Origin of the sequence: Halomonas sabkhae (assembly GCF_030409265.1) — a bacterium.
Classification (GTDB): Bacteria; Pseudomonadota; Gammaproteobacteria; order Pseudomonadales; family Halomonadaceae; genus Halomonas; species Halomonas halmophila.
Window position 1 is genome coordinate 31,529 of record NZ_JAUFPM010000021.1, and the last position, 21,019, is coordinate 52,547.

Consider the following 21,019-nt stretch of genomic DNA (forward strand, 5'->3'; position numbering starts at 1 on the left):
AGCCAAGGTCGATGTCGGCGGCAGGGGTGCCGAGCATTAGTCGCTTCTCAGGCATCGGTGGTGAGACGACGCTGGCGCCGTGTCCGCTGGATCATGCGGTAACGCGAGCGGATCTCGTCGCGCTCCATGTAGCAGCCCTGCAGCCAGCGGTGGCCGCTGGCGCCTTCGAAGGCGTCACGGGCGTGCAACAGGCGGCGGTTGTCGAAGATCACCAGATCGCCGGGCGCGTAGGTGAAGCGGATGGCGAAGGCCGGGTCGCGCAGCAGGCGCTGCAGTGTCATCAGTGCCTCATAGGCCGGCTCCACGTCTTCGAAGGCCGTCTGCAGCGGGCCGCGCAGGAAATCGGCGATGCGCACCTCGAGCAGCTCGCCCCGGGCGTCGAGACGGATCATCGGCTCGTACCACACGTAGTCGGTGGTCCTGGCGGTGTTGGCGTAGCACCAGCGCACCCGGGTAAGCGTCGACCAGGCTTCGGGGTGACGGTCACGCAGCGCCTCGGCCACGGCGAAGCCGTCTAGCATCACCGCCTGGCCGCCCTCCACGCTGTTCTCCAGGCAGTGGAGCATCTGCAGGCCTGGGTGGTACTCGCGGGTCGGCAGGTCCACGTGGGGCGGTAGGGCGATGGAGGTATAGGCGTTGGAGTCCGGGTCCGGCTTGGCCTTGACGTCGAACAGTTGCCCGAAGTTGGTGGGACGCACCGGACCGATACGCCGGGCGATAGCTTCCAGCGAGCCGGGTTCGGTCGGTAGATTGCGCAGCCGTACCAGCCCCTTGCCGAGTACGCTCTCCAGGGCCGGGGCGAGGATCGCTTCTTCGGCGTCGTCGCCCGCATCGGTATCGAGCAGGCCAGTGGCGTCCAGGGTGTCGGGGCCGGCCTCCGGGCCGCCCTGCCAGGTCGTCACCGGCACCAGCGGCGCTTCGGGATCACTGGCATTGTCGTAGTCGTGGGCGCGCAGCCAGCCGGGGTGGAAGCGCAGGCGGCGATCCTCGGGGGCGAAGTCCACGCACAGCGCGCCGCTGTCGTCGATCTCGGCGCCTTCGACCTCCGGCCAGGCGGGCAGGGTGGAGAGGTCCAGGATGCGTTCCCGGGTCGCGGGGTTGATGGTGGTGTCGTCGGCGGCGTTCTCGCGCAGCCAGATGCCGTGGTAGCGGCTGACCCGGCCGTCGCTCCAGCGCACCGTGACCAGTCGCGGGGTGAAGGAGACGGCGTCGAGATCGGCGTCGATCGGCCAGGCGTCGTAATCCGGCGTGCGTGGCAGTTCGGTGTCGGTCATGGGGCATCTCCTGAGATGGCAGCGTGATGATGCGGCTCAGGATGCCAACCGACAGGCAACGCCATGCGACATGATTCGACATCGACTATGCACGATTCGACAATTCGTCTCGAGTCAGCGTCTCCTCAGCTGGCTGGGTGTCAGGCCGTAGCGCCTGCGGAAGGCCCGGGTGAAGCTGGAGGCCGAGGCGAAGCCGCTTGCCAGGGCGATGTCCATGATGCCGTGACGAGTATCGATCAGTAACTGGTGGGCATGAGCCAGGCGACGTTCCTGGTAGAAATGCAACGGCGTCTGGCCCAGGTGGCGAGCGAAGAGACGCTCGAGCCGTCGCCAGGAAAGCCCGAGCTCATCGGCCAGTGCCTGGATGCCCAGTGGGGCCTCCAGGTGAGTCTCCATCAACACAATGGCTCGATGGAGCCCAGGGTCCACATCATTGGCCGGCCGGGCGATGTGGCGCTGCCGGCTGGCAGGCAGGCGGCCCTGGTCGTGGACGAGCTGTTCACGCACCTGGCCGGCCAGTTCGTCGCCGTGTCGACGGGCGATCAGGTCCAGGCTCATGTCGATGGCCGAGCTGCCGCCGGCGCAGGAAAATCCTTCGGCCGATATCTCGTAGAGCGACTCGACCGCCTCGATCCCGGGGAAGCGCTCGCGAAAGGCGGGCAGGGACTCCCAGTGCAGGGTCACGGTCTGCTCATCGAGCAGGCCGGCGGCGGCGAGTGCGAAGCAGCCCGTGTCCATGCCGCCCAGGACGCAGCCGGCTCGGGAGCGAGCCCGCAACCATTCCAGCAGTTCGGTGTCGAGGGCTTGCTCCGGAGCGAAGCTGGCGCAGACCGCCAGGCTCGGGGTCTCGGGTGCCTTCTGCAACGACCAGGTGGCGGCAAGCGGCATGCCGTTGGAGGCGGTAACAGGGCCGCCATCGCGACTGATCACGTCCCAGTGGAACAAGGTGCGACCGCTGATGCGGTTGGCGATGCGCAACGGCTCGATGGCCGAGAAGAACGCCACCATGGCGAAGCGCGGCAGCAGCAAGAAGCCGATGGATTCCGGCTCGGGAACCTGGGGTTGTAGGCGCATGGACGACAAACCTGGCCGGTGGGCATCGGGGATGATCGGATAGCAGTGACGATTGTAGGTCGGAACGCTTCCTTTGCAATGGCCGTGCAAGGGACGCAAGAAGTATTCGTTATGTCGCATTGTGTCGCCTATGGGGCGACTTGTGAAAAGTCGCCCTGATGAAAGGCGTCAGACTGTGAAGGTTACCCAAGCAACAGGAGATTACCATGCCGATGTCGCATCACCGCTGCCACCTGCTGGGCGCCACCCTGGCGCTGACTTCCCTGGCCGCGCCCATGGCCCAGGCCGATCTCGATGAAGTTCGCTTCGGTGTACCGCCCTGGCCGGGGGTTACCGTCAAGTCCGAAATCGCCGCCCAGTTGCTGGAGGCCATGGGCTACGAGACCCGGCAGAATGACCTGGCGGTGAGCGTGATCCTCAATGGCGTGGCCGAGGGTGATCTGGAAGCCTACCTGGGGGGCTGGTATCCGGTGCAGACCGAGATGGTCGAGCCACTGGTGGCCGACGGCAAGGTGGAAAAAGCCGTCGCCAATATCCAGGGCGCCATCTCGGGTCTGGTGGTGCCGCGCTATGTGCACGAGGCGGGCATCGAGACGGTGGCGGACCTGAATGAGCACCGCGAGCGTTTCGACGGCACCATTCTGGGCATCGAAGCTGGCACCGGCATCAATACCGCCATCGGTGAGGCCATCGATGAGGATCTTGCCGATCTGGGCGACTGGAACCTGCGCGAGAGTTCCACGGCGGCGATGCTGGCCCAGGCCGAGCAGAAGATGCGCAACGACGAATGGGTGACCTTCGTCGGCTGGGAACCGCACTGGATGAACGTCAGCTTCGATCTCGTCTATCTCGAGGATGCCGATGATGCCGGTGTGGCGGAGATCGAGAGCACGGTCTGGACCGTGGTGCCGGACGATCTGAAGGACCGGGATGCCGATGTGCACCGTTTCATGACCCAATACGTGGTGGACACCGCCGATCAGAACGACTGGGTGCATGCCTACAGTCACGAGGAGCGGCCCGCCGATGAGGTGGCCAGCGAATGGATCGCGGCCAACCACGATACCGTGGCGGCCTGGCTCGAGGGTGTCGAGGCGCGTGATGGGCGTTCCGCCATCGAGGCGGTCGAAGCGCAGTTCGACTGAGGCAAGCTTGCCCGACAGTGGCCGGCCGGTCATCATGACCGGCCCCTTCACCTCCTTGGCTTGCCGTCATGCGCCTCGATTACAACGGACCCGCGCCGGAGCTCGTCGGTTTTCTGTTGCTGCCACGTTTTTCGATGATGGCCTTCTTTTCCGCGGTCGAACCACTGCGGATTGCCAATCGAATCAGCGGCCGGCCCCTCTTTGACTGGACGCTGCTCAGTCAGGATGGCGAGCCGGTGACGGCCTCCAACGGCATGACGCTGCTGGCTGACCAGTCCATCGAGGCGGTCCACCACCTCCCTTCACTGGCGGTGTGCAGCGGCTTCGACCCCGAGTCCTGCCTGAGTCGAGCCCTGATGCGCTGGTTGCATCGGCTCAACGAGTCGGGCTGCGTGCTGGGCGGTCTCGACACCGGTTGCTTTGTGCTCGCCGCGGCCGGTTTGCTGGAAGGCGAGTGCGTCACCCTCCATTGGGAGAGCCTGCCGGCCTTTCAGGAGCGCTTTCCGGCCATCGCGACCTCGGACGAGTTGTTCGAGCTCGGGCGTCGGCGCTTCTCCTGTGCCGGGGGCGCGGCGGCCATGGACATGGCGCTGGACGTGATCGCCCGGCGCCATGGCAACCAGCTGGCCATCGATGTCTCGGAACAGCTGGTGCACGAGCGCATTCGTACCCGCCATGACCAGCAGCGCATGACGTTGGCCCGTCGGCTCGGCACGCATCGTCGCCATCTCGTCGAGGCGGTCGATGTGATGGAACAGCACCTCGAATTTCCATTGAGCCTGACAGAAGTGGCGCGACTCAGTGGCGTCTCGCTACGTCAGCTGCAGCGACTCTTCGAACGCGAGCTGGGGCAGTCGCCGCGTGACTGGTACCTGGGATTGCGGCTGGAGCGCGCTCGCTACCTGCTCGAGGAGACCGACCTCGATGTGTTGGCGGTAGCGCTGGCGTGCGGCTTCGGGTCGAGTTCGAGTTTTTCGCGGGCATTTCGCGGTCGTTACGGCCAGTCACCCCGGCAAACCCGAAAAGGGTAGGCCGCTTTCGTTTATGTCCTCGATAAGTGTTGTTCCAGGCCCCGACAGAAATCCCGCCAGGCATCGTGTATCGAGGCCAGTTCGGCATGGGCATGCAGTGCGCCATGCAGCATGTCCGGGGCACAGCGGTAGCCGATGTCGGCGCCGTCGCGACGCCAGTCTGCCACGGCGCGCTCCAGGGGGACGGTGAGGGGATCATGTTCCACTGCCAGCACTTCGATGGACTCTCCGGGGGCCGAGGTGGCATCCGACATCGGTATCTCGTCGGCGATGCTCTCCCACAGCGCCAGGATATCGTCCCGCGTCAGCAGCGGGGCGTCAGGCCCCAGGCTGGCCGCTGTCGGGCGACCTGCTGGTGGGTAGATCAGGCCCAGTATGCCGTGCCAGTGCGACTGCCGTGAGACATCCATGATCAGTCGTCCGCCGGCGCTGTCGCCGACCAGGGCTGTGGGCGAGCAGGCCTCGGCGACGCGACGACAGTCGTCGAGGGCCTCGGCGTAGCCGGCTTCCGGGGCCAATCGGTAGTCGACGCTGATCACCTCGCGGCACAGCCGTTCGGCCAGGTCGGCGGCGATGCCGTGATGACTGCGCGGTGAACCGAGGTTCCAGCCGCCGCCGTGGGCATAGAGGATGGGGGAAGCCTCGGCAATGCGGGCAGGGTGGAAGCGTCGTACGCCGACAGCGGCGATGTACTCGTCGCGAAACGTCATGCCGGTGGGGTCGGCGGGCGCAAAGCTCGTGCAGAGTGCATCGTAGCGCTTCCGGGCCGCCTCCATCGGCAGCCCGGCAAGGGCGTCGAGGCCGCGCTCGAAGCGGCGGCGAAAGCTGTCACGCTGCATCATGGGGTCGGCCGTTCTGGCATGTGGGGCCGTGATGTCTCGGCTCAACGCTTGGCCGGTGGCAAGCCGATGCGACGCCCTGCCTGTTCCGGCCAGGCCTCGGGCTCGGCACTCGGCAGTGCCCCGATGGCGGCGTCGATGGGTGCCGGGAAGGGCGCCGGTCGACCGGCCTCGACATCGATCCCCATCAGCATCTGCTCGCTGGTGGCCAGCAAGGTACGCTCGGCGTCGTACATCTCGAAGAACACATGCAACCGCTTGGCATCCCGCTCCAGCAGCATTACCTCAAGGCACAGCGACTGACCTTCGTGCGCCTCGCGACGATAGCAAAGGTGCGTCTCCAGGGTGTAAAGCGTATAGCCATGCTGACGCCGGCCGGCCTCGTCGAGGCCGATGGTGTCCATCAGCGCCTCCACGCCCAGGGAGAATACCCGGGCGTATTCGGCGTCGTTCATGTGGCCGTTGTAGTCGACCCAGTCGTGGGGTACCTGGAGATCCAGCAGTTTCATCATATGCGTCCTTCGAGGCCCTCGGCCTCCGGCCAGTACTTGCGGGTCAGGGCCAGCAGTTCCACCAGGAAGTCGTCGCGCCGCCGATCGAGCTCGGCCACCGGACGGCCTCCCGCTTGATGTTCACAGCCCTCGACGACCCTGTCGATCAGTTCATCGCTCAGCTCCGGTGCTTCCAGCTTTGTCCAGGGCAACTTCAGCGCCGGGCCGAACTGCTCGAGCATGTGGCGCATGCCCTGTTCGCCGCCCGCCAGATGGAAGGTCAGGAAGGTACCCATCAACGACCAGCGCAGGCCGCAGCCATAGACCACGGCGGCGTCGATTTCCTCGGTGGTGGCCACGCCATCATTGACCAGGTGCAGGGCCTCACGCCACAAGGCTTCCATCAGGCGGTCGGCGATGTGCCCTTCGATCTCGCGTCGTACCACCAGTGGACGCATGTCCAGCGACTGGTAGAGCGTCCGGGCCTGCTCGATGTGAGTGGCCTGAGTCGCGTTACCCCCCACCAGCTCCACCAGCGGCAGCAGGTAGACCGGATTGAAGGGGTGGGCGACGATGACGCGGCCTGGCGCCTTGCGGCAGTCGCGCTGCAAGTCGGTCGGCTTGAAGCCCGAAGTGGAGGAGCCGATCACCACCCGGGCGTCGGCAGCCGCATCGACGGCCGCCAGGATCTCCTGCTTGAGCGACAGGCGCTCCGGGACGTTTTCCTGAATCAGGTCGGCGCCGGCAACGGCTTCTTCCAGGCTCGGCATGAAGCGCAGGCGATCCGCTGAGGCGCCTGCGGGCAGGCCGTCTTTCTCGAGGGCATGCCAGGCGTTGGCAACGAAGGCGCGGGTCCTTGCCTCAGCGCCTTCGGCAGGATCGAAGGCGACGACATCCCAGCCATTGGCCAGGGCGCGGGCGATCCAGCCGTTACCGATGACGCCGGTACCGATCACGGTGAGTTGCTGGCTCATGCGTCACCTCCGGCGATCCGACCGGTGTCGGGGTCGCGCAATCCGAGGTGGGCGCGGGTCTCGGCCGGCGTCATGATGCGCCCTCCCAGGCCATCGATGATACCGGAGGCCTTGTCGACGAGTTCGCCGTTGGTGGCCAGGACGCCTTTCTTCAGCATCAGGTTGTCTTCCAGGCCGACGCGGGCATGGCCGCCGAGCAACGCGGCCTGCGCGACCATCGGCATCTGCTGGCGGCCGATGCCAAAGGCGGCCCAGTTGGCGCCCGCCGGCAACTTGTTGCGCATGGCCAGCATGGTTTCGGTATCGGCCTCGGCGCCCCAGGGAATGCCCAGGCACAGCTGGTAGAGCGGGTCGCCATCGATCAGTCCTTCCTGCTGGAGCTGGCGGGCGAACCAGATATGGCCGAGATCGAAGCACTCGAGCTCGGGCTTGACGCCGGCGGCCTGTACCAGACGGGCATGTTCGCGCAGCCAGTCGGCGGTGTTGATGTAGACCATGTCACTGAAGTTGAGGCTACCGCAGTCCAGGGTGCACAGCTCCGGAAGCAGCTCGCCGACCGGCTCGTGACGCTGCGTCGGTGTCTGGATGTCGGTGCCCGGGCCGCCGCGGGTGGGGTCCTCGGTGTCGGGAATCCAGTCGCCACCGCCACCGGCGGTGATGTTCATGACGATATCGGTGTCGGACTCGCGCACGCGTTCCATCACTTCACGGAAGTGATCCAGGGAATGGCTGATGCCGCCGGTCTGCGGATCGCGCACATGGATATGGGCGATGCTGGCACCGGCGCGTGCGGCTTCGATGCAGCTGTCGGCGATCTGCCTGGGGGTGACCGGGACATTGGGGTTCTTGGCGGTGGTGTCGCCGGCGCCGGTGACGGCGCAGGTCAGGATGACGTTGCGATTCATGGTCGGACCTCCTGTGTGAATCTATGAGGAGTGTCCGGGAGGGTGGCGTTCGCGTATCGACACAAAACGACAACAATTTGACGTTAAGCGCCGCAGTGTCGAGATTGACCGCCGCGGCTGTAATGCAAGGGGCAGGTCTGTGTGCTGGCGCGCCCCGGCCGGGCCGGGGCGAACGACAGCGCCGAGCTACTCGGCGACACGCCCCAGCAACAGGAATTCGATCAGGGCCTTCTGGGCGTGGAGTCGGTTACCGGCTTCCTGCCAGACCGCGGCGCGTGGGTCATCGAGCAGGGTGTCGCTGATTTCCTCGCCACGGTGGGCGGGCAGGCAGTGGAGGAAGAGCACATCCTCGGCGGCCCTGTCGAGCATGCTCTCGCTGACCTGGAAGCCGGCGAAGTCCGCCTCGCGGCTGGCCTGCTCTTCTTCCTGACCCATGGACGCCCAGACATCGGTGGTCACCAGGTCGGCACCTTCCACGGCGCTCATCGGATCGCGATGAATGGTCACGCGATCTCCGGCGGCGTCGAGAATGTCCGCCCGCGGTTCGTAGCCTTCGGGGCAGACCACGCGCAACTGGAAGTCGAATTGCCGGGCGGCATTGATCCAGGAGTGACACATGTTGTTGCCGTCGCCGATCCATACGGCCGTGCGGCCGCGAACGCTGCCGCGCCGTTCGGTCCAGGTCATGACATCGGCCAGCAACTGGCAGGGGTGGTAGTCATCGGTCAGGGCATTGATGACCGGCGCCTGACTGGCGGCAGCATATTCCTCGATTCCCTGATGAGAGAAGGTGCGAATCATCACGATATCGACCATCTCGGAGAGTACCCGGGCGGTATCGCCGATGGGTTCGCCACGGCCGAGCTGGGTATCACGCGGCGAGAGAAACAGGGCGTGCCCGCCGAACTGTGCCATGGCCGTCTCGAAGGACACACGGGTGCGTGTCGAAGATTTCTCGAAGATCATGGCCAGGGTGCGGTTGGCAAAGGGCGTATAGGTCGGCCCCTGGGCCCTCAGGCTGTTCTTTATCGAGATGGCACGCTGTATCAGATAGCGGGACTCATCCGGACTCAGGTCGAGCAGGGTGAGGAAATGGCGAGTGGCCATGGTGTCGCTCCACGCAAAGACGCCCATCCTAGCCAGCCCTCGGGGGATGCGCAATGCGACTTGCATCAGTAGAATGGCTGCATGACAAGGCCGACCCGTACGCTCGGGTATTTCCGTGGCGACGGGTCCACACCGCGATCCAGAGGTAACGAACATGAGTACTACTGTCGAGAACATTCAGCGGCAGATCAGCGAAAACCCCATTCTGATCTACATGAAGGGCACGCCCCAGCTGCCGCAATGCGGCTTCTCCGCCCAGACCGTGCAGGCCTTGATGTCCTGTGGCGAGCGTTTCGCCTTCGTCAATGTGCTGGATAACCCGGACATCCGCGCCGAGCTGCCCAAGGTCGCCAACTGGCCGACCTTCCCGCAGCTGTGGGTCGAAGGCGAGCTGGTCGGCGGCTGCGACATCGTGGTCGAGATGTATGAAAACGGTGAGCTGGAAACCCTGGTCAAGGAAACCGCCGCCAAGCATCAGGACGGCGAGCAAGCGGAAGGCTGAAGCTCGAAGCGCGGCGCTTCGCGCCTGGAAGCTTGAAGCTGGAAGAAGAACACCCCCGCAGCCTGGCTGCGGGGGTGTTTGCTATGGGGCAAGACAAACTTACACTGCTTTCGAGCTTCGAGCTTCGAGCTTCGAGCTTCGAGCTTCGAGCTTCGAGCTTCGAGCTTCGGCGGCAGTGTCCCTCGCATCTCGCATCTCGCATCTCGCCGCTCGTATGCTTACAGCTCCTCGACCCCTTGCTCGCGTTGGGCGAGTTGCCAGCCGCCGAGGTCCTTGTAGCGGTTGACCATGGCGCAGAACAGTTCGGCGGTGCGTTCGGTATCGTAGCGGGCCGAGTGGGCGGCGCTGTTGTCGAACTCGATGCCGGCGGCGCGGCAGGCCCGGGCGAGAACGGTCTGCCCGTAGACCAGCCCGGCCAGCGAGGCGGTGTCGAAGCTGGAAAAGGGATGGAAGGGGCTACGCTTAATGGCACAGCGTTCCACGGCGGCATTCAGGAAGCCATGGTCGAAAGCGGCGTTGTGGCCCACCAGGATGGCGCGGGTGCAGCCATGGGCCTTGATGGATTTGCGAATCGGCCGAAATACCTCGCCCAGTGCTTCTGTCTCGCTGACCGCCACCTGTTTGCGCAGCGGATCGTCGAGGCGAATACCGGTGAAATCGAGTGCCGACTGCTCGACATTGGCCCCCTCGAAAGGCGTGACATGATAGGCATAGGTGGCGTCGGGCATCAGGTTGCCCTCGGGATCCATGGTCAGCGTCACAGCGGCAATTTCCAGGATGGCGTCGCCCTGGGCATTGAAACCGCCGGTTTCCAGATCCACCACGACCGGCAGAAAGCTGCGAAAACGCTGCGCCATGAGTTCGCGGGTGACCGCCTCGGTCATGCGCCTCTCCTTAATTTGGCATGAAAAAAACTGGGGGCAGGGGAGTCCCGAAGCGCCTCAGTCTAGCATTTCGTGCAGGCGTCGTCCTGCTGCCGGTATTCGCGAAAGGTGTGCCGCGCTATAATCCAATCCTGTTGAATTTTACCAGTTCTCGGGAACCGCTGAATGCATCGCCAGGCATGGTCAAGCGCAACGAAGCGTTTGGCATGCGCCGTCATTCAGGCCGTGTTGCCCTTAACCTCTAGCGCAAAGGAGCCCCAGCATGTCCGATGTCAAGAAGGTCGTGCTCGCCTATTCCGGCGGCCTGGATACATCCGTCATCGTCAAGTGGTTGCAGGAAGAATACGACTGCGAGGTAGTGACCTTTACTGCCGACATCGGCCAGGGCGAGGAAGTCGAGCCGGCGCGGGCCAAGGCCGAGGCGCTGGGGGTCAAGGAAATCTACATCGAGGACCTGCGCGAGGAATTCGTGCGTGATTACGTCTATCCGATGTTCCGCGCCAATACCATCTATGAAGGCGAGTACTTGCTGGGCACTTCCATCGCGCGCCCCTTGATCGCCAAGCGGCTGATCGAGATCGCCAACCAGACCGGCGCCGATGCCATCTCTCACGGCGCTACCGGCAAGGGCAATGACCAGGTCCGTTTCGAGCTGGGGGCTTATGCGCTGAAGCCGGGCGTCAAGGTGATTGCGCCGTGGCGTGAATGGGACCTCAATTCCCGCGAGAAGCTGATGGCCTACTGCGAGGAGCATGACATCCCGGTGGACTTCTCGTCCCAGCAGAAGAAGTCGCCATACTCCATGGATGCCAACCTGCTGCACATCTCCTATGAGGGCGGCAACCTCGAGGATCCGTGGATCGAGGCCGAGGAAGACATGTGGCGCTGGAGCGTCTCGCCGGAAGAGGCGCCGGACAAGCCGACCTATGTCGAGCTGACGTTCGACAAGGGCGATATCGTGGCCATCGACGGGGTCCCCATGCGGCCGCATGATGTCCTCTCCAAGCTCAACCAGATGGGTGGGGACAATGGCATCGGCCGCCTCGATATCGTCGAGAACCGCTATGTCGGCATGAAGTCACGCGGCTGCTATGAAACGCCCGGCGGGACCATCATGCTCAAGGCGCATCGGGCCATCGAATCGCTGACCCTGGATCGCGAAGAGGCGCATCTCAAGGATGAGCTGATGCCCAAGTACGCTGAAGTGATCTACAACGGCTATTGGTGGAGCCCCGAGCGCCGCGCCCTGCAGGCGGCCATCGACGAGACGCAGACCAATGTCTCCGGTGTCGTGCGCGTCAAGCTCTACAAGGGCAGCGCCACAGTGGCGGGGCGCAAGTCCGATGCGTCGCTGTTCGACGAGTCCATCGCGACCTTCGAGGATGATGCCGGCGCCTATGACCAGAAGGATGCCGAGGGCTTCATCAAGCTCAATGCGCTGCGGCTGCGCATTGCGGCCGGCAAGGGGCGTCAGCAGGGCTGATGATCGGGTTGCGAGCTTTCCCTTCATCTCCGGGGAGGGCTCTGTGCCATCCGCTGGGGATGAATACGTGAGGGGGAAAGCGCCATGCTGAAAAAGTTGTTATCCGGCCTGCTGGGCCAAGGGCAAGGTGGTGCGGGATCGACGTCTCGCGAGGGCGAGTCGGTCGAGTATCATGGTTACACCATTGTGCCGCAGTCCGAGGATATGGGCGGGCAATTCAGGGTGAGCGGCTGGATCCGCAAGCCGGACCCCGAAGGTGGCGAGCCACTCGAACATCGCTTCGAGCGTTCAGACGTGGTCCCTGGCCGCGAGGCCTGCGATGCACTGATGGTCAGCAAGGCGGAACGCTTCATTGACGAGTTGGGGGATGCCATCTTCGAGGCCCGCGACTGACTCGCCCGCTTTTTGGCTTCCATGTGAGCTTCATCGACGGACGGCGCCCTGCGGGGCGCCGTTTCCGTTTGCCTGTCCGGCCTGGCGTCTGCTGGATGCTGGGTGCCCCTAGCCTGGTCGCTGCATACCGCTGACACTCATGATGCGTAGGCATCCTGGGTGGTAGCGCCGGCATGCTGGAATGCCAGGGCGTCGGACAGGCAGTGTATGCCGCGTGCCTCGAGCCGCGGCAACAGCGCCAGCCACAGCTGTGCCGTGACACGCGCGTCGCCCAGTGCGGTGTGGCGGGCTCCCTCCGGAAAGAGCAGGGCATAACGCTCGGCCAGGCTGTCGAGCCCATGGCCCTCCAGGCCCGGGTCGAGGGCTCGGGACAGCAGGAGGGTGTCGAGAACCGGCATGTCGAAGCTCGGACCATGTCGGTCGGGCTGAATGGCCAGCATGTCGAAGGAAGCATTGTGGGCGACCAGCACGGCATGTCCCACATAGGCATGAAAGTCCGCAAGAACCGTAGCAGCGGCGGGCTGTCCGGCCACGTCCTGATCCGTCAGGCCATGCACTGCAGTACTGGCAGCGGGGATCGGTCGACCCGGGTCGATCAGCTGATCGAAGGTCTCCGTGTGGCGCAGTCTGCCATTGACGACGCGACAGGCGCCCAGGCTGATCAGGCAATCGCCCTCGCGCAGCGCCAATCCGGTGGTTTCGGTATCGAAGGCCACGATGTTCAGGGCCGGCAGCGGACAGTCTGCCAGATCCGCCTGGGGTGGCGGCAGGTCGGCAATGGCGAAGTCATGAAATTCCGGACGTGGCGGTATGCGCCGTCGTGACGCGTGCTCCTGGCCAGCGGGAGGCATGACTCGCTGAGGCCGCTGAGCGGCATCACTCAGGGTCAACAGCATCTGATCCTGGTCCAGTCGACACACTTCCACGTTCAGCCGCTGGTTGCCGTGCGTGATGGGCACTTCCAGCGCACTGCCATCCTCGGGCAGCGCGGTCAGATGGCAGTCCAACTCCCGGAGGTTCAACAACTGGTCCAGGGGTTTGCCCAGCCCCAGGCCGGGATGCGGTGCCAGGAGCCTCTCCGCGGCCTGGTTGATCAGCAGCAATCGCTGGTGCCGATCACACAGCAGCACCGGGGTATTGAGGGCCTGCAGCAGCGACTCGAAGCGACCGAGTACCCTGGCGGTATCGCAAGCTCCCTCGGCGCGGGCATCGGCGAGGCGTCGACGGTCGTCGCGCCAGGCAGAGTGTATTCTGGCCAGATCCGGCCCCAGGCCGCGCAACCAGCCGTCCGGTGTTTGATCGCAGTCGGCATCCGGGTTCGCCACCAGTCTGGCCAGTTGTGCATGGAGGTGGCGCAGCGGCTGGAACAACCAGCGCTCGAGGGCCAGTCCTGCCAGCACCAGGGTCATGCCGCCGGACAATGACCCCGACCAGAGCAGCCACTGGGCGAGGCCCTGGGGGTGGTAGCGCTGGTCCAGCCAGGCGGCAAAGCCGATGCCACCGAGCAGCGCGACGCCACACAGGAGCAGCCAGAGTCCGGTCAGGCGTTGTCGGCGAGGCAGTCCCGCCAGGCGTGTGTTCATGCGTTACCTCGCAGGTCGAATTCCGCTCGCCCGTTCGGGGCAGCCGCCGGCGTTGGCCACCATGGTGTCGAGTGAATCGTCGTCATGGCTCTCCCGTCTGCCGTGTAGGGCTGCTCCGAGCCGGTCTTGGCGCATTGATTGAAGTCTACGCTTCCATTCTAGCCGGCCAAGTCGACCTTGGGACAAGGTGACCGCGGCTGGCGGGCGATGATTCGTCGCTGTCGGGGTTGTCCGGTAGACTGCGGGCTGCATCGAACAAGGAGTGAATCATGATTCATGTGCATCATCTGGAAAGCTCGCGCTCGCAGCGGGTGATCTGGTGCCTCGAGGAACTCGGCATGGACTACGAGCTGGTTAACTACCAGCGCGACCCGCAAACCAAGCTGGCGCCGGCCTCACTCAAGCAGGTGCATCCTCTGGGCAAGGCACCAATCATTAGCGATGCCAGCCGGGGAGATCGGGTTATCGCCGAGTCCGGTGCCATTCTCGAGTACCTGGTCGAGCATCCGGATGCCGTGGGGCAGCTGAAGCCCGAAGCCGGCACGGAGGCTCTCGAGCGTTATCGTTTCTGGTTGCATCATGCCGAAGGCTCCGCCATGCCCCCGCTGGTGATGCGTCTAGTGTTCTCGCGACTCGACAAGCCTCCCGTTCCCTGGCCGATGCGTCCCCTGGGCCGGCAGTTCGCCAAGGGGATCGAGCGCAGCTTCCTGACTCCGCGAATCCGCGAGTTTTCGGCTTTCTGGAACGATGCCCTGGCCGAGTCGCCGTGGTTTGCGGGGGATACCTTCACGGCGGCGGATATTCAGATGAGCTTCCCGATCCAGGCACTGGAGGGGCGGGGCGGCCTCGATACCCTGCCCAATCTGCAGGCGTTTCTCGAGCGCTGTCGTGCCCGCGAGGCGTACCAGCGCGCCAGCGAGACAGGCGGTGATCTGTCGGCGATATGAGGTAGCAGTGATGCGCGGACTCTTGCTTTCCGCCTATGCGGCGGCGAGTCATCAGCACTGGGCTGAGGGGATCGTGGAGTGGCTGGACGAGATCGGCTGGACTCGACTGGAACTACCCGCGCGCCATTTCCCCTGGCGGATTCGCGGCAACCCGCTGACCTGGATGCTGCGGGAAAGCGCGGCCCTGTCACGCCACTATGATGTCATCCTGGCGACCTCGATGGTTGATCTGGCGACGCTGGTGGGGCTGTATCCGCATCTCGCCGGCGCCCGCAAGGTGGTCTATTTCCATGAAAACCAGTTCGCCTATCCAGCCTCGTCCGCGCAAGGCTCTCGGGTCGGGCCGCAGATGGTGAACCTTTATACGGCTCTGGCGGCCGATGAGGTGGTGTTCAACACCGTCTACAACCGGGACTCTTTCATCGATGGCGCGCGCGCCCTGCTCAAGCGCATGCCCGAGAACCTGCCGGCCTATGAACCACTGGAGGCGCTGCGTCGGCGCGCCCGGGTGGTGCCGGTGCCTATCGCGACCTCAACCGGCCAGGGGTCGACGGCGGGCGACCTGATCGTCTGGAATCACCGCTGGGAATATGACAAGAACCCCGAGTCGTTCTTCGCCGCCCTGTTTCAACTGGCTGCCCGCGGTGTGTCCTTTCGTGTGGCGGTCATGGGGCAGCGCTTTGGTGACTGGCCGGCGGTCTTCGATGAGGCCCGAGAGCGGCTCGGCGACCGACTGGTCTGCTGGGGGCCACAGACGGCCGCGGCCTATCAGGACTGGCTGGATCGAGGCGCCGTGGTGGTTTCCACCAGCTACCATGAGTTCCAGGGGCTGGCAATCATGGAGGCGGTGCGGCGGGGCTGTGTGCCGCTGGTGCCCGATCGATTGTGCTACCCGGAGCTGTATGCCGCGCCATTCCTCTATGCCGATGATGATCAACTGGTGGCCCGTCTCGAAGCCTGGCTGACGTCGCCCGGTAGCCGGCCGCATCCGCCGGTGACGGATGACTGGACCTGGCCATCACTGCAGTCGGCGTATCGGCAAGTGCTGAACGGCGGGTGAGGCCCGTCAGGGCTCGACCTTGTCGGGGAATTCGCACAGGTCCTCGATCACGCAGCTGCCACAGCGTGGCTTGCGTGCCAGGCAGGTGTAGCGGCCGTGGAGGATCAGCCAGTGGTGGGCGTCCTGGCGAAACTCCCTGGGGACATGACGCAACAGCTTGTGCTCGACTTCGTTGACCGTCTTGCCCCTGGCCAGGCCGGTCCGGTTGGAGACGCGGAAGATATGGGTATCCACGGCAATGGTGGGTTCGCCGAAAGCCGTGTTGAGAATCACGTTGGCGGTCTTGCGCCCGACGCCGGGCAGTGCCTCGAGGGCGGCCCGCGAGCGGGGGACATTGCCACCATGCCGGTCTTCCAGGATGCGGCAGGTCTTCATCAGGTTCTCGGCCTTGGTGTTGTAGAGGCCGATGGTCTTGATGTGCTCCTTGAGGCCATCCAGGCCCAGCGCCAGTATGGCGCCCGGTGTATTGGCCACCGGGAAGAGCCGTGCGGTGGCCTTGTTGACGCCGACATCGGTGGCCTGGGCGGATAACAGCACGGCGGTCAATAGCTCGAAGGGCGTCTGCCAGACCAGCTCGGTGGTCGGCTCGGGGGTGTGCTCGCGCAATCTGACGAAGATCTCGTGGCGTTTCTGAGCGTTCATGACAGATTGGCTCCAGAAGTCGGGTGGGTGACGGGAAGACGTCAGTGGGTGGAAGGCGTCAGTCAGTGGGTGGAAGAGGCCTGGGACTGGCGCGCCTCGTCGAGCACCTGTTGCGCCTGCTCCAGTTGCTGCCGCGCAGCCTGGACGTCGTCCTGGCTGCCATGGCGTTCGGCATGAGCGATCTGCTGGCGAGCCCGGCGGCAGGCCTGCTCGGCGGCGTTGACGGCAAAGCGTTGCTGGCGCTCGCTGCTGCTCGAGCTGGAGGCGTCCGGCGTGGCTTGCAGTTGACGGTCGATGTCGTTCAGGCGTGTCTCGAGGTCAGCGGCACGCTGGTCGAGCTCGCCTCTGGTGTCATCGTCGAGACTGTCATCCCGGCGTTGTCGATCAATCTTTCTGAGACTGGCGACCAGGCTGACGCGGGTCGTGCGCAACTGGCTCGCGGACGACGAGCTGGCCGAGGGCTGTTGGTTGGGCTGAGCACGCCTGGCCTGGCGTTCCAGGCGGCGCTGTCTTTTCTCCTCGGCTTCGCGGGCCAGGCGCCGGTTGCGTGCCTGGTGACGCTGGCGCCCCAGGCGGGCACGCTTCGCCAGGTAATCGCGCTGTGCCGGCTCGCTGTCGGCGGCCTGCCACTCGGGGTGTGGCAAGAGGTCGATGCAATCCACCGGGCAGGGCGCGACACATAATTCGCAACCGGTACATTCGCTTTCGATCACGCTATGCATCTGTTTGGCAGCACCCAGGATGGCGTCTACCGGACAGGCCTGGATGCACTTGGTGCAACCGATGCATTCATCCTCGCGGATGCGGGCGACCAGCGGGGACTGGGCCGGTGGCTCGAGGGCCAGCGGCGTTTGCCCGGTGAGTTCGGCGAGACGCGCCAGGGTCTCGTCGCCACCGGGCGGGCAGCGGTTGATCGCCTCGCCTTCGGCAATGGCCTCGGCATAGGGGCGACAGCCGTCATGGCCGCACTTGCCGCATTGGGTCTGCGGCAGAGCGGCGTCGACGGCCTCGATCAGCTCGGATGCGTGCATGAGATCATCAACTGACGCGTTGGCCCGGCTTGGCGCCGGAATGAGGTTCCAGCAGGTAGATGCCGTCATCGTCACCGGCCGCCAGCACCATGCCTTCCGAGACCCCGAAGCGCATCTTGCGCGGCGCGAGATTGGCGACCATAACGGTCAGATGGCCTTCAAGGGCCTCCGGGGAGTACGCCGAGCGGATACCGGCGAAGACAGTGCGTGTCTCGCCGCCCAGGTCCAGTGTCAGCTTGAGCAGCTTGTCGGCGCCTTCGACGTAATCGGCCTTGGCGATGCGGGCGATGCGCAGGTCGACTCCGGCGAAGTCATCGAAGGTGATTTCGTCGGCAATCGGGTTATCGGCCAGCGGGCCTTTGGCGCTGTCCTTGAGCTTCTGTTCTTCCACCAGATCCTCCTTCGATGCTTCGATCATGGCATCGATGCGATCGGTTTCGACGCGGGTCATCAGGGGCTTGAATTTGGCGATGGTGTGGCCCTCGAGTCCCTGCGTTCGGCTGTGCCAGTCGAGGCTGTCGAGCTGCAGGAAGCGTCGTGCATCCTCGGCCATGGCCGGTACCACGGGGGCCAGGTAGACCATCAGCTGACGAAACAGGCTGATGCCGACCGAGCAGATGTCGAGCACCTCCTGGTCGCGTCCGTCCTGCTTGGCCAGCACCCAGGGCTCGGCTTCGGCAATATAGGTGTTGGCCTCATCGGCCAAGTCCATGACCCGGCGCATGGCGCGGCCGAACTCACGGCTCTCGTAGTGCGCGGCGATTTCCTCGCCGGCGTCGATAAAGCGTTCGAGCAGTGCGGGTTCGGCACAGCTGGATGCGAGCTGGCCGTTACCCAGCTTTCTGATGAAGCCGGCGCAGCGGCTGGCGATATTGACGACCTTGCCGACCAGGTCCGAGTTCACGCGCTGGGCGAAATCCTCGAGATTGAGGTCCAGGTCATCGACACCGGCCGTGAGCTTGGCGGCGAAGTAGTAGCGCAGGTACTCCGGGTTCAGGTGTTCGGCGAAGGTCGCGGCCTTGATGAAGGTCCCACGCGACTTGGACATCTTGGCACCATTGACGGTGACGAAGCCATGACAGTTGACCGCGGTCGGCGTGCGGAAGTCGGCGCCATGCAGCATGGCCGGCCAGAACAGGGCATGGAAGTAGACGATATCCTTGCCGATGAAGTGATAGACCTCGGCGCTGGAGTCCTGCCGCCAGTAGGCGTCGAAATCGATCCCCTGGCGTTCGCACAGGTTCTTGAAACTCGCCAGGTAGCCGATGGGGGCGTCCAGCCAGACGTAGAAGTACTTGCCGGGGGCGTCGGGAATCTCGAAGCCGAAGTAGGGGGCATCGCGGGAGATGTCCCATTCGTTGAAGCCGGACTCGAACCATTCCTGCAGCTTGTTGCGGATCTGTGGCTGTACATGGCCGTCATTGATCCACTCGTGCATGAAGTCGGCGAAATCCGGCAACTTGAAGAAATAATGGGTCGAGCCGCGGACTTCCGGCGTGGCCCCGGAGATGGCCGACGCCGGGTCGATCAGTTCGGCCGGGGTATAGGTCGCGCCACAGGCTTCACAGTTATCGCCGTACTGGTCCGGGGTGTGACATTTCGGGCAGGTGCCCTTGATGAAACGATCCGCCAGGAACAGACCCTTTTGCGGGTCGTACATCTGCTCGATATCACGCGTCGCGATATGGCCCTTGTCGCGCAGTCGCGTGTAGATCAACTCGCTGAAGTGGCGATTTTCCTCGGAGTGTGTCGAATGGTAGTTGTCGAAGCCGACGCCGAAGCGGGCGAAGTCCGCCTGGTGATCGCGCGAAACGCGGTCGATCAACTCTTCCGAGGTGATGCCTTCCTGTTCGGCGCGCAGCATGATCGCAGTGCCATGGGCGTCATCGGCACAGACGTAGTGGCAATCGTGGCCGCGACTCTTCTGAAAGCGCACCCAGATATCGGTCTGGATGTATTCCAGGAGGTGGCCCAGGTGAATGGCGCCGTTGGCATAGGGAAGGGCGCTGGTGACCAGGATCTGGCGCGGATCGGTGTTCGACATGGCGACGTTGGGTTTCCCGTGAAGCGTGACGCGGCAATCCCGGGCTCGGTGAGCGGGGCGCCACGGTAAATGTCCGTGAAATCAGGGCTTGGATTGTAGCATTTTCGGTGCCGACTGCACTGGCCTGCCTTCAATGGCCGCGGTACACCCCGAAGTGCGTGAGACCTTGATCGTGCAGGTGCAGGGCCTGCATGCGACTCATCACTCCCTGGTCGCAGAACAGCAGGTAGTGCTGGTCCGAGGCCAGGTCAGGGGCGCGCTCCTGAAGCTCGTAGAACGGAATCTGCAGCTGGGGTGTCCGCTCGAGCTCGAGGGGGGCGTCCTCGCGCTCATGCGGGGCACGGATGTCGATCACGCAGGCATGATCGAGTCGTTGCAGGGCCGATGTCGAGTCGACGATCAGGAGGTCGTCATCAGAGATGGTGCCGTGCTGCGGCGCCAGCTGGTCGCTGCGCGTGGTGGTGGCGCGGTCGATGGCGGCGTCGAGCACGCTGAAGTCGAAGCCCTGTTCGGCTTCCTCGATCTTCTCGGCCCTGGCCTTGACGTCAGGGCGCCGCGAGATGACGCCGCAATATTCCGGCATGACCTCGGCATGGCGCGCGGTGCCAATCTGCCGGGCCTGGTCGATGATCGACTGCTTGTCATCGGTCAGCAGCGGCCTGAGGATCGGCAGTGAGCTGGCGGCGTCCATCAGCCCGAGGTTGTTCAGGGTCTGACTGGACACCTGAGCGATGGCGTCGCCGGTGACCAGGGCCGAGATGCCATTGTGCTGGGCAATGCGGCTGGCAGCGCGAACCATCATGCGCTTGAGCACTACCCCCATCAGGCCGTCGGGAATCGTGCGCAGGATCTCTCCCACTACCGCATCGAAGGGCACCGACATGTACTTGACCCGATGGGAAGCACTGTATTGTTGCCACAGGTGCTGGGTGACTTCACGGACCCCGGCCTCATGAGCCGGCCCTCCGAGATTGAAGAAGATATAGTGCGACTTGATGCCGCGCCGCATCATTCGCCAGGCGGCGACCGGCGAGTCGAAGCCACCGGAAATCAGGGTCAGCACCTGGCCCGGGATGCCCATGGGAAAGCCGCCCAGGCCGTCCCATTTGGCGCGGATCAGCTGGAGACGGTCATTGGTGATTTCCACGGGGACGGTGATGTCCGGGGACTTCAGGTCGACGCTCGCTCCGGGAGCGGCTTGCAGGAGCTGGCCGCCCAGGTAGCGCTCCAGGTCCATGGAAGTGTAGTCATGGCGGCCGCGTCGTTTGACCTTGACGCGAAAGCTGTGCCCTTCGATGACAGGCCCCCAGAGGGGGACGACATGTTCGGCGATGGTCGCCATGTCGCGGGCCGTGACCTCTTCTGCCGCCAGGATCTGATCGATGCCGCTGATCCGGCTCAGGCTCCCTTCGATGTCACTGACCCTCTGGGCACTCAGTCCGTCGGACAGCTGTACCTGAATGGCGTCCCAGCGCCGGCGTACGCGAATATTTTCATCAAGGGGCTGCAGTGTATTGCGTATGTTCGATGTCAAACAGCGCGTCATCTGCTGGCGCACTGACTTCGATTTGATGGTGATCTCGGGGTAGAGCTTGATCAGATAGGTCATG

General features: G+C 64.4%; 20 protein-coding genes. 7 read left to right on the forward strand and 13 right to left on the reverse strand.

Features of this window, described 5'->3' with window-relative positions:
• Positions 1-47: 47 nt before the first annotated feature.
• On the reverse strand, positions 48-1,274 hold the full coding sequence (locus tag QWY79_RS13620) for a TauD/TfdA family dioxygenase (RefSeq protein ID WP_290273817.1): 1,227 nt from the start codon (positions 1,272-1,274) through the stop codon (positions 48-50).
• A gap of 114 nt (positions 1,275-1,388) precedes the next feature.
• Positions 1,389-2,348, reverse strand: a complete 960-nt coding sequence (locus QWY79_RS13625; protein ID WP_290273820.1) for a GlxA family transcriptional regulator — start codon at positions 2,346-2,348, stop codon at positions 1,389-1,391.
• Positions 2,349-2,554: 206 nt separating this feature from the next.
• Here QWY79_RS13625 and QWY79_RS13630 point away from each other — a divergent pair, with 206 nt between their 5' ends.
• Together QWY79_RS13630 and QWY79_RS13635 are read left to right on the forward strand one after the other, a co-directional pair.
• Positions 2,555-3,493: an ABC transporter substrate-binding protein gene (locus QWY79_RS13630; protein ID WP_290273823.1), complete on the forward strand. Its 939-nt coding sequence runs from the start codon at positions 2,555-2,557 to the stop codon at positions 3,491-3,493.
• Between the two features lie 68 nt (positions 3,494-3,561).
• Positions 3,562-4,524: a GlxA family transcriptional regulator gene (locus QWY79_RS13635; protein ID WP_290273825.1), complete on the forward strand. Its 963-nt coding sequence runs from the start codon at positions 3,562-3,564 to the stop codon at positions 4,522-4,524.
• 11 nt (positions 4,525-4,535) lie between these two features.
• On the opposite strand, the gene QWY79_RS13640 is transcribed toward QWY79_RS13635, so the two are convergent.
• The 5 genes from QWY79_RS13640 to argF all read right to left on the reverse strand — a co-directional run bounded on the left by QWY79_RS13640 (position 4,536) and on the right by argF (position 8,840).
• Positions 4,536-5,366, reverse strand: coding sequence for an alpha/beta hydrolase fold domain-containing protein (locus QWY79_RS13640; RefSeq protein ID WP_290273827.1), 831 nt, complete (start codon positions 5,364-5,366; stop codon positions 4,536-4,538).
• 41 nt (positions 5,367-5,407) lie between these two features.
• Entirely contained in the window at positions 5,408-5,872 is a 465-nt protein-coding gene (locus QWY79_RS13645) for a thioesterase family protein (protein ID WP_290273830.1), read from the reverse strand.
• A complete protein-coding gene (locus QWY79_RS13650; RefSeq protein ID WP_290273833.1) occupies positions 5,872-6,828 on the reverse strand; it encodes an L-carnitine dehydrogenase in 957 nt (318 codons plus the stop codon). Before QWY79_RS13650 ends, QWY79_RS13645 begins: the two co-directional genes overlap by 1 nt.
• On the reverse strand, positions 6,825-7,733 hold the full coding sequence (locus tag QWY79_RS13655; RefSeq protein ID WP_290273836.1) for a beta-keto acid cleavage family enzyme: 909 nt from the start codon (positions 7,731-7,733) through the stop codon (positions 6,825-6,827). The genes QWY79_RS13650 and QWY79_RS13655 overlap by 4 nt, the downstream gene beginning before the upstream one ends.
• A 186-nt stretch (positions 7,734-7,919) precedes the next feature.
• The gene (gene argF, locus QWY79_RS13660; protein WP_290273838.1) at positions 7,920-8,840 is read right to left on the reverse strand and encodes an ornithine carbamoyltransferase; all 921 of its coding nucleotides are present in this window, start codon (positions 8,838-8,840) and stop codon (positions 7,920-7,922) included.
• Between the two features lie 154 nt (positions 8,841-8,994).
• On the opposite strand from argF, the gene QWY79_RS13665 reads away from it, so the two are divergent.
• A complete protein-coding gene (locus tag QWY79_RS13665) occupies positions 8,995-9,342 on the forward strand; it encodes a Grx4 family monothiol glutaredoxin (protein WP_141320583.1) in 348 nt (115 codons plus the stop codon).
• Between the two features lie 218 nt (positions 9,343-9,560).
• Here QWY79_RS13665 and rnt read toward each other — a convergent pair whose 3' ends face one another.
• Positions 9,561-10,226, reverse strand: a complete 666-nt coding sequence (rnt, locus tag QWY79_RS13670; RefSeq protein ID WP_290273841.1) for a ribonuclease T — start codon at positions 10,224-10,226, stop codon at positions 9,561-9,563.
• A 262-nt stretch (positions 10,227-10,488) separates the two neighbouring features.
• On the opposite strand from rnt, the gene QWY79_RS13675 reads away from it, so the two are divergent.
• The gene (locus QWY79_RS13675) at positions 10,489-11,709 is read left to right on the forward strand and encodes an argininosuccinate synthase (RefSeq protein WP_290273844.1); all 1,221 of its coding nucleotides are present in this window, start codon (positions 10,489-10,491) and stop codon (positions 11,707-11,709) included.
• An 84-nt stretch (positions 11,710-11,793) separates the two neighbouring features.
• Entirely contained in the window at positions 11,794-12,102 is a 309-nt protein-coding gene (locus QWY79_RS13680; RefSeq protein WP_290273847.1) for an HlyU family transcriptional regulator, read from the forward strand.
• 137 nt (positions 12,103-12,239) lie between these two features.
• Here the strand turns inward: QWY79_RS13680 and QWY79_RS13685 are convergent, their stop codons facing one another.
• Positions 12,240-13,685 (reverse strand): 3'-5' exonuclease, encoded by a 1,446-nt coding sequence (locus QWY79_RS13685; RefSeq protein WP_290273850.1) that lies wholly within the window; start codon positions 13,683-13,685, stop codon positions 12,240-12,242.
• Positions 13,686-13,954: 269 nt separating this feature from the next.
• Between QWY79_RS13685 and QWY79_RS13690 the strand changes: the two genes are divergently transcribed.
• Complete coding sequence (locus tag QWY79_RS13690) at positions 13,955-14,632, forward strand: glutathione S-transferase (RefSeq protein ID WP_290273853.1); 678 nt, start codon at positions 13,955-13,957, stop codon at positions 14,630-14,632.
• A gap of 10 nt (positions 14,633-14,642) precedes the next feature.
• Positions 14,643-15,692, forward strand: a complete 1,050-nt coding sequence (locus QWY79_RS13695; protein ID WP_290273856.1) for a tRNA-queuosine alpha-mannosyltransferase domain-containing protein — start codon at positions 14,643-14,645, stop codon at positions 15,690-15,692.
• Between the two features lie 6 nt (positions 15,693-15,698).
• Here QWY79_RS13695 and nth read toward each other — a convergent pair whose 3' ends face one another.
• The 4 genes from nth to thiI form a co-directional block, all read right to left on the reverse strand.
• Complete coding sequence (gene nth, locus QWY79_RS13700; protein ID WP_290273859.1) at positions 15,699-16,334, reverse strand: endonuclease III; 636 nt, start codon at positions 16,332-16,334, stop codon at positions 15,699-15,701.
• A 62-nt stretch (positions 16,335-16,396) separates the two neighbouring features.
• The gene (locus tag QWY79_RS13705) at positions 16,397-17,365 is read right to left on the reverse strand and encodes an RnfABCDGE type electron transport complex subunit B (RefSeq protein ID WP_290273862.1); all 969 of its coding nucleotides are present in this window, start codon (positions 17,363-17,365) and stop codon (positions 16,397-16,399) included.
• 7 nt (positions 17,366-17,372) lie between these two features.
• The gene (gene metG, locus QWY79_RS13710; protein WP_290273864.1) at positions 17,373-19,409 is read right to left on the reverse strand and encodes a methionine--tRNA ligase; all 2,037 of its coding nucleotides are present in this window, start codon (positions 19,407-19,409) and stop codon (positions 17,373-17,375) included.
• A gap of 130 nt (positions 19,410-19,539) precedes the next feature.
• Positions 19,540-21,018: a tRNA uracil 4-sulfurtransferase ThiI gene (thiI, locus tag QWY79_RS13715; protein ID WP_290273868.1), complete on the reverse strand. Its 1,479-nt coding sequence runs from the start codon at positions 21,016-21,018 to the stop codon at positions 19,540-19,542.
• Between the last annotated feature and the right edge of the window lies 1 nt (position 21,019).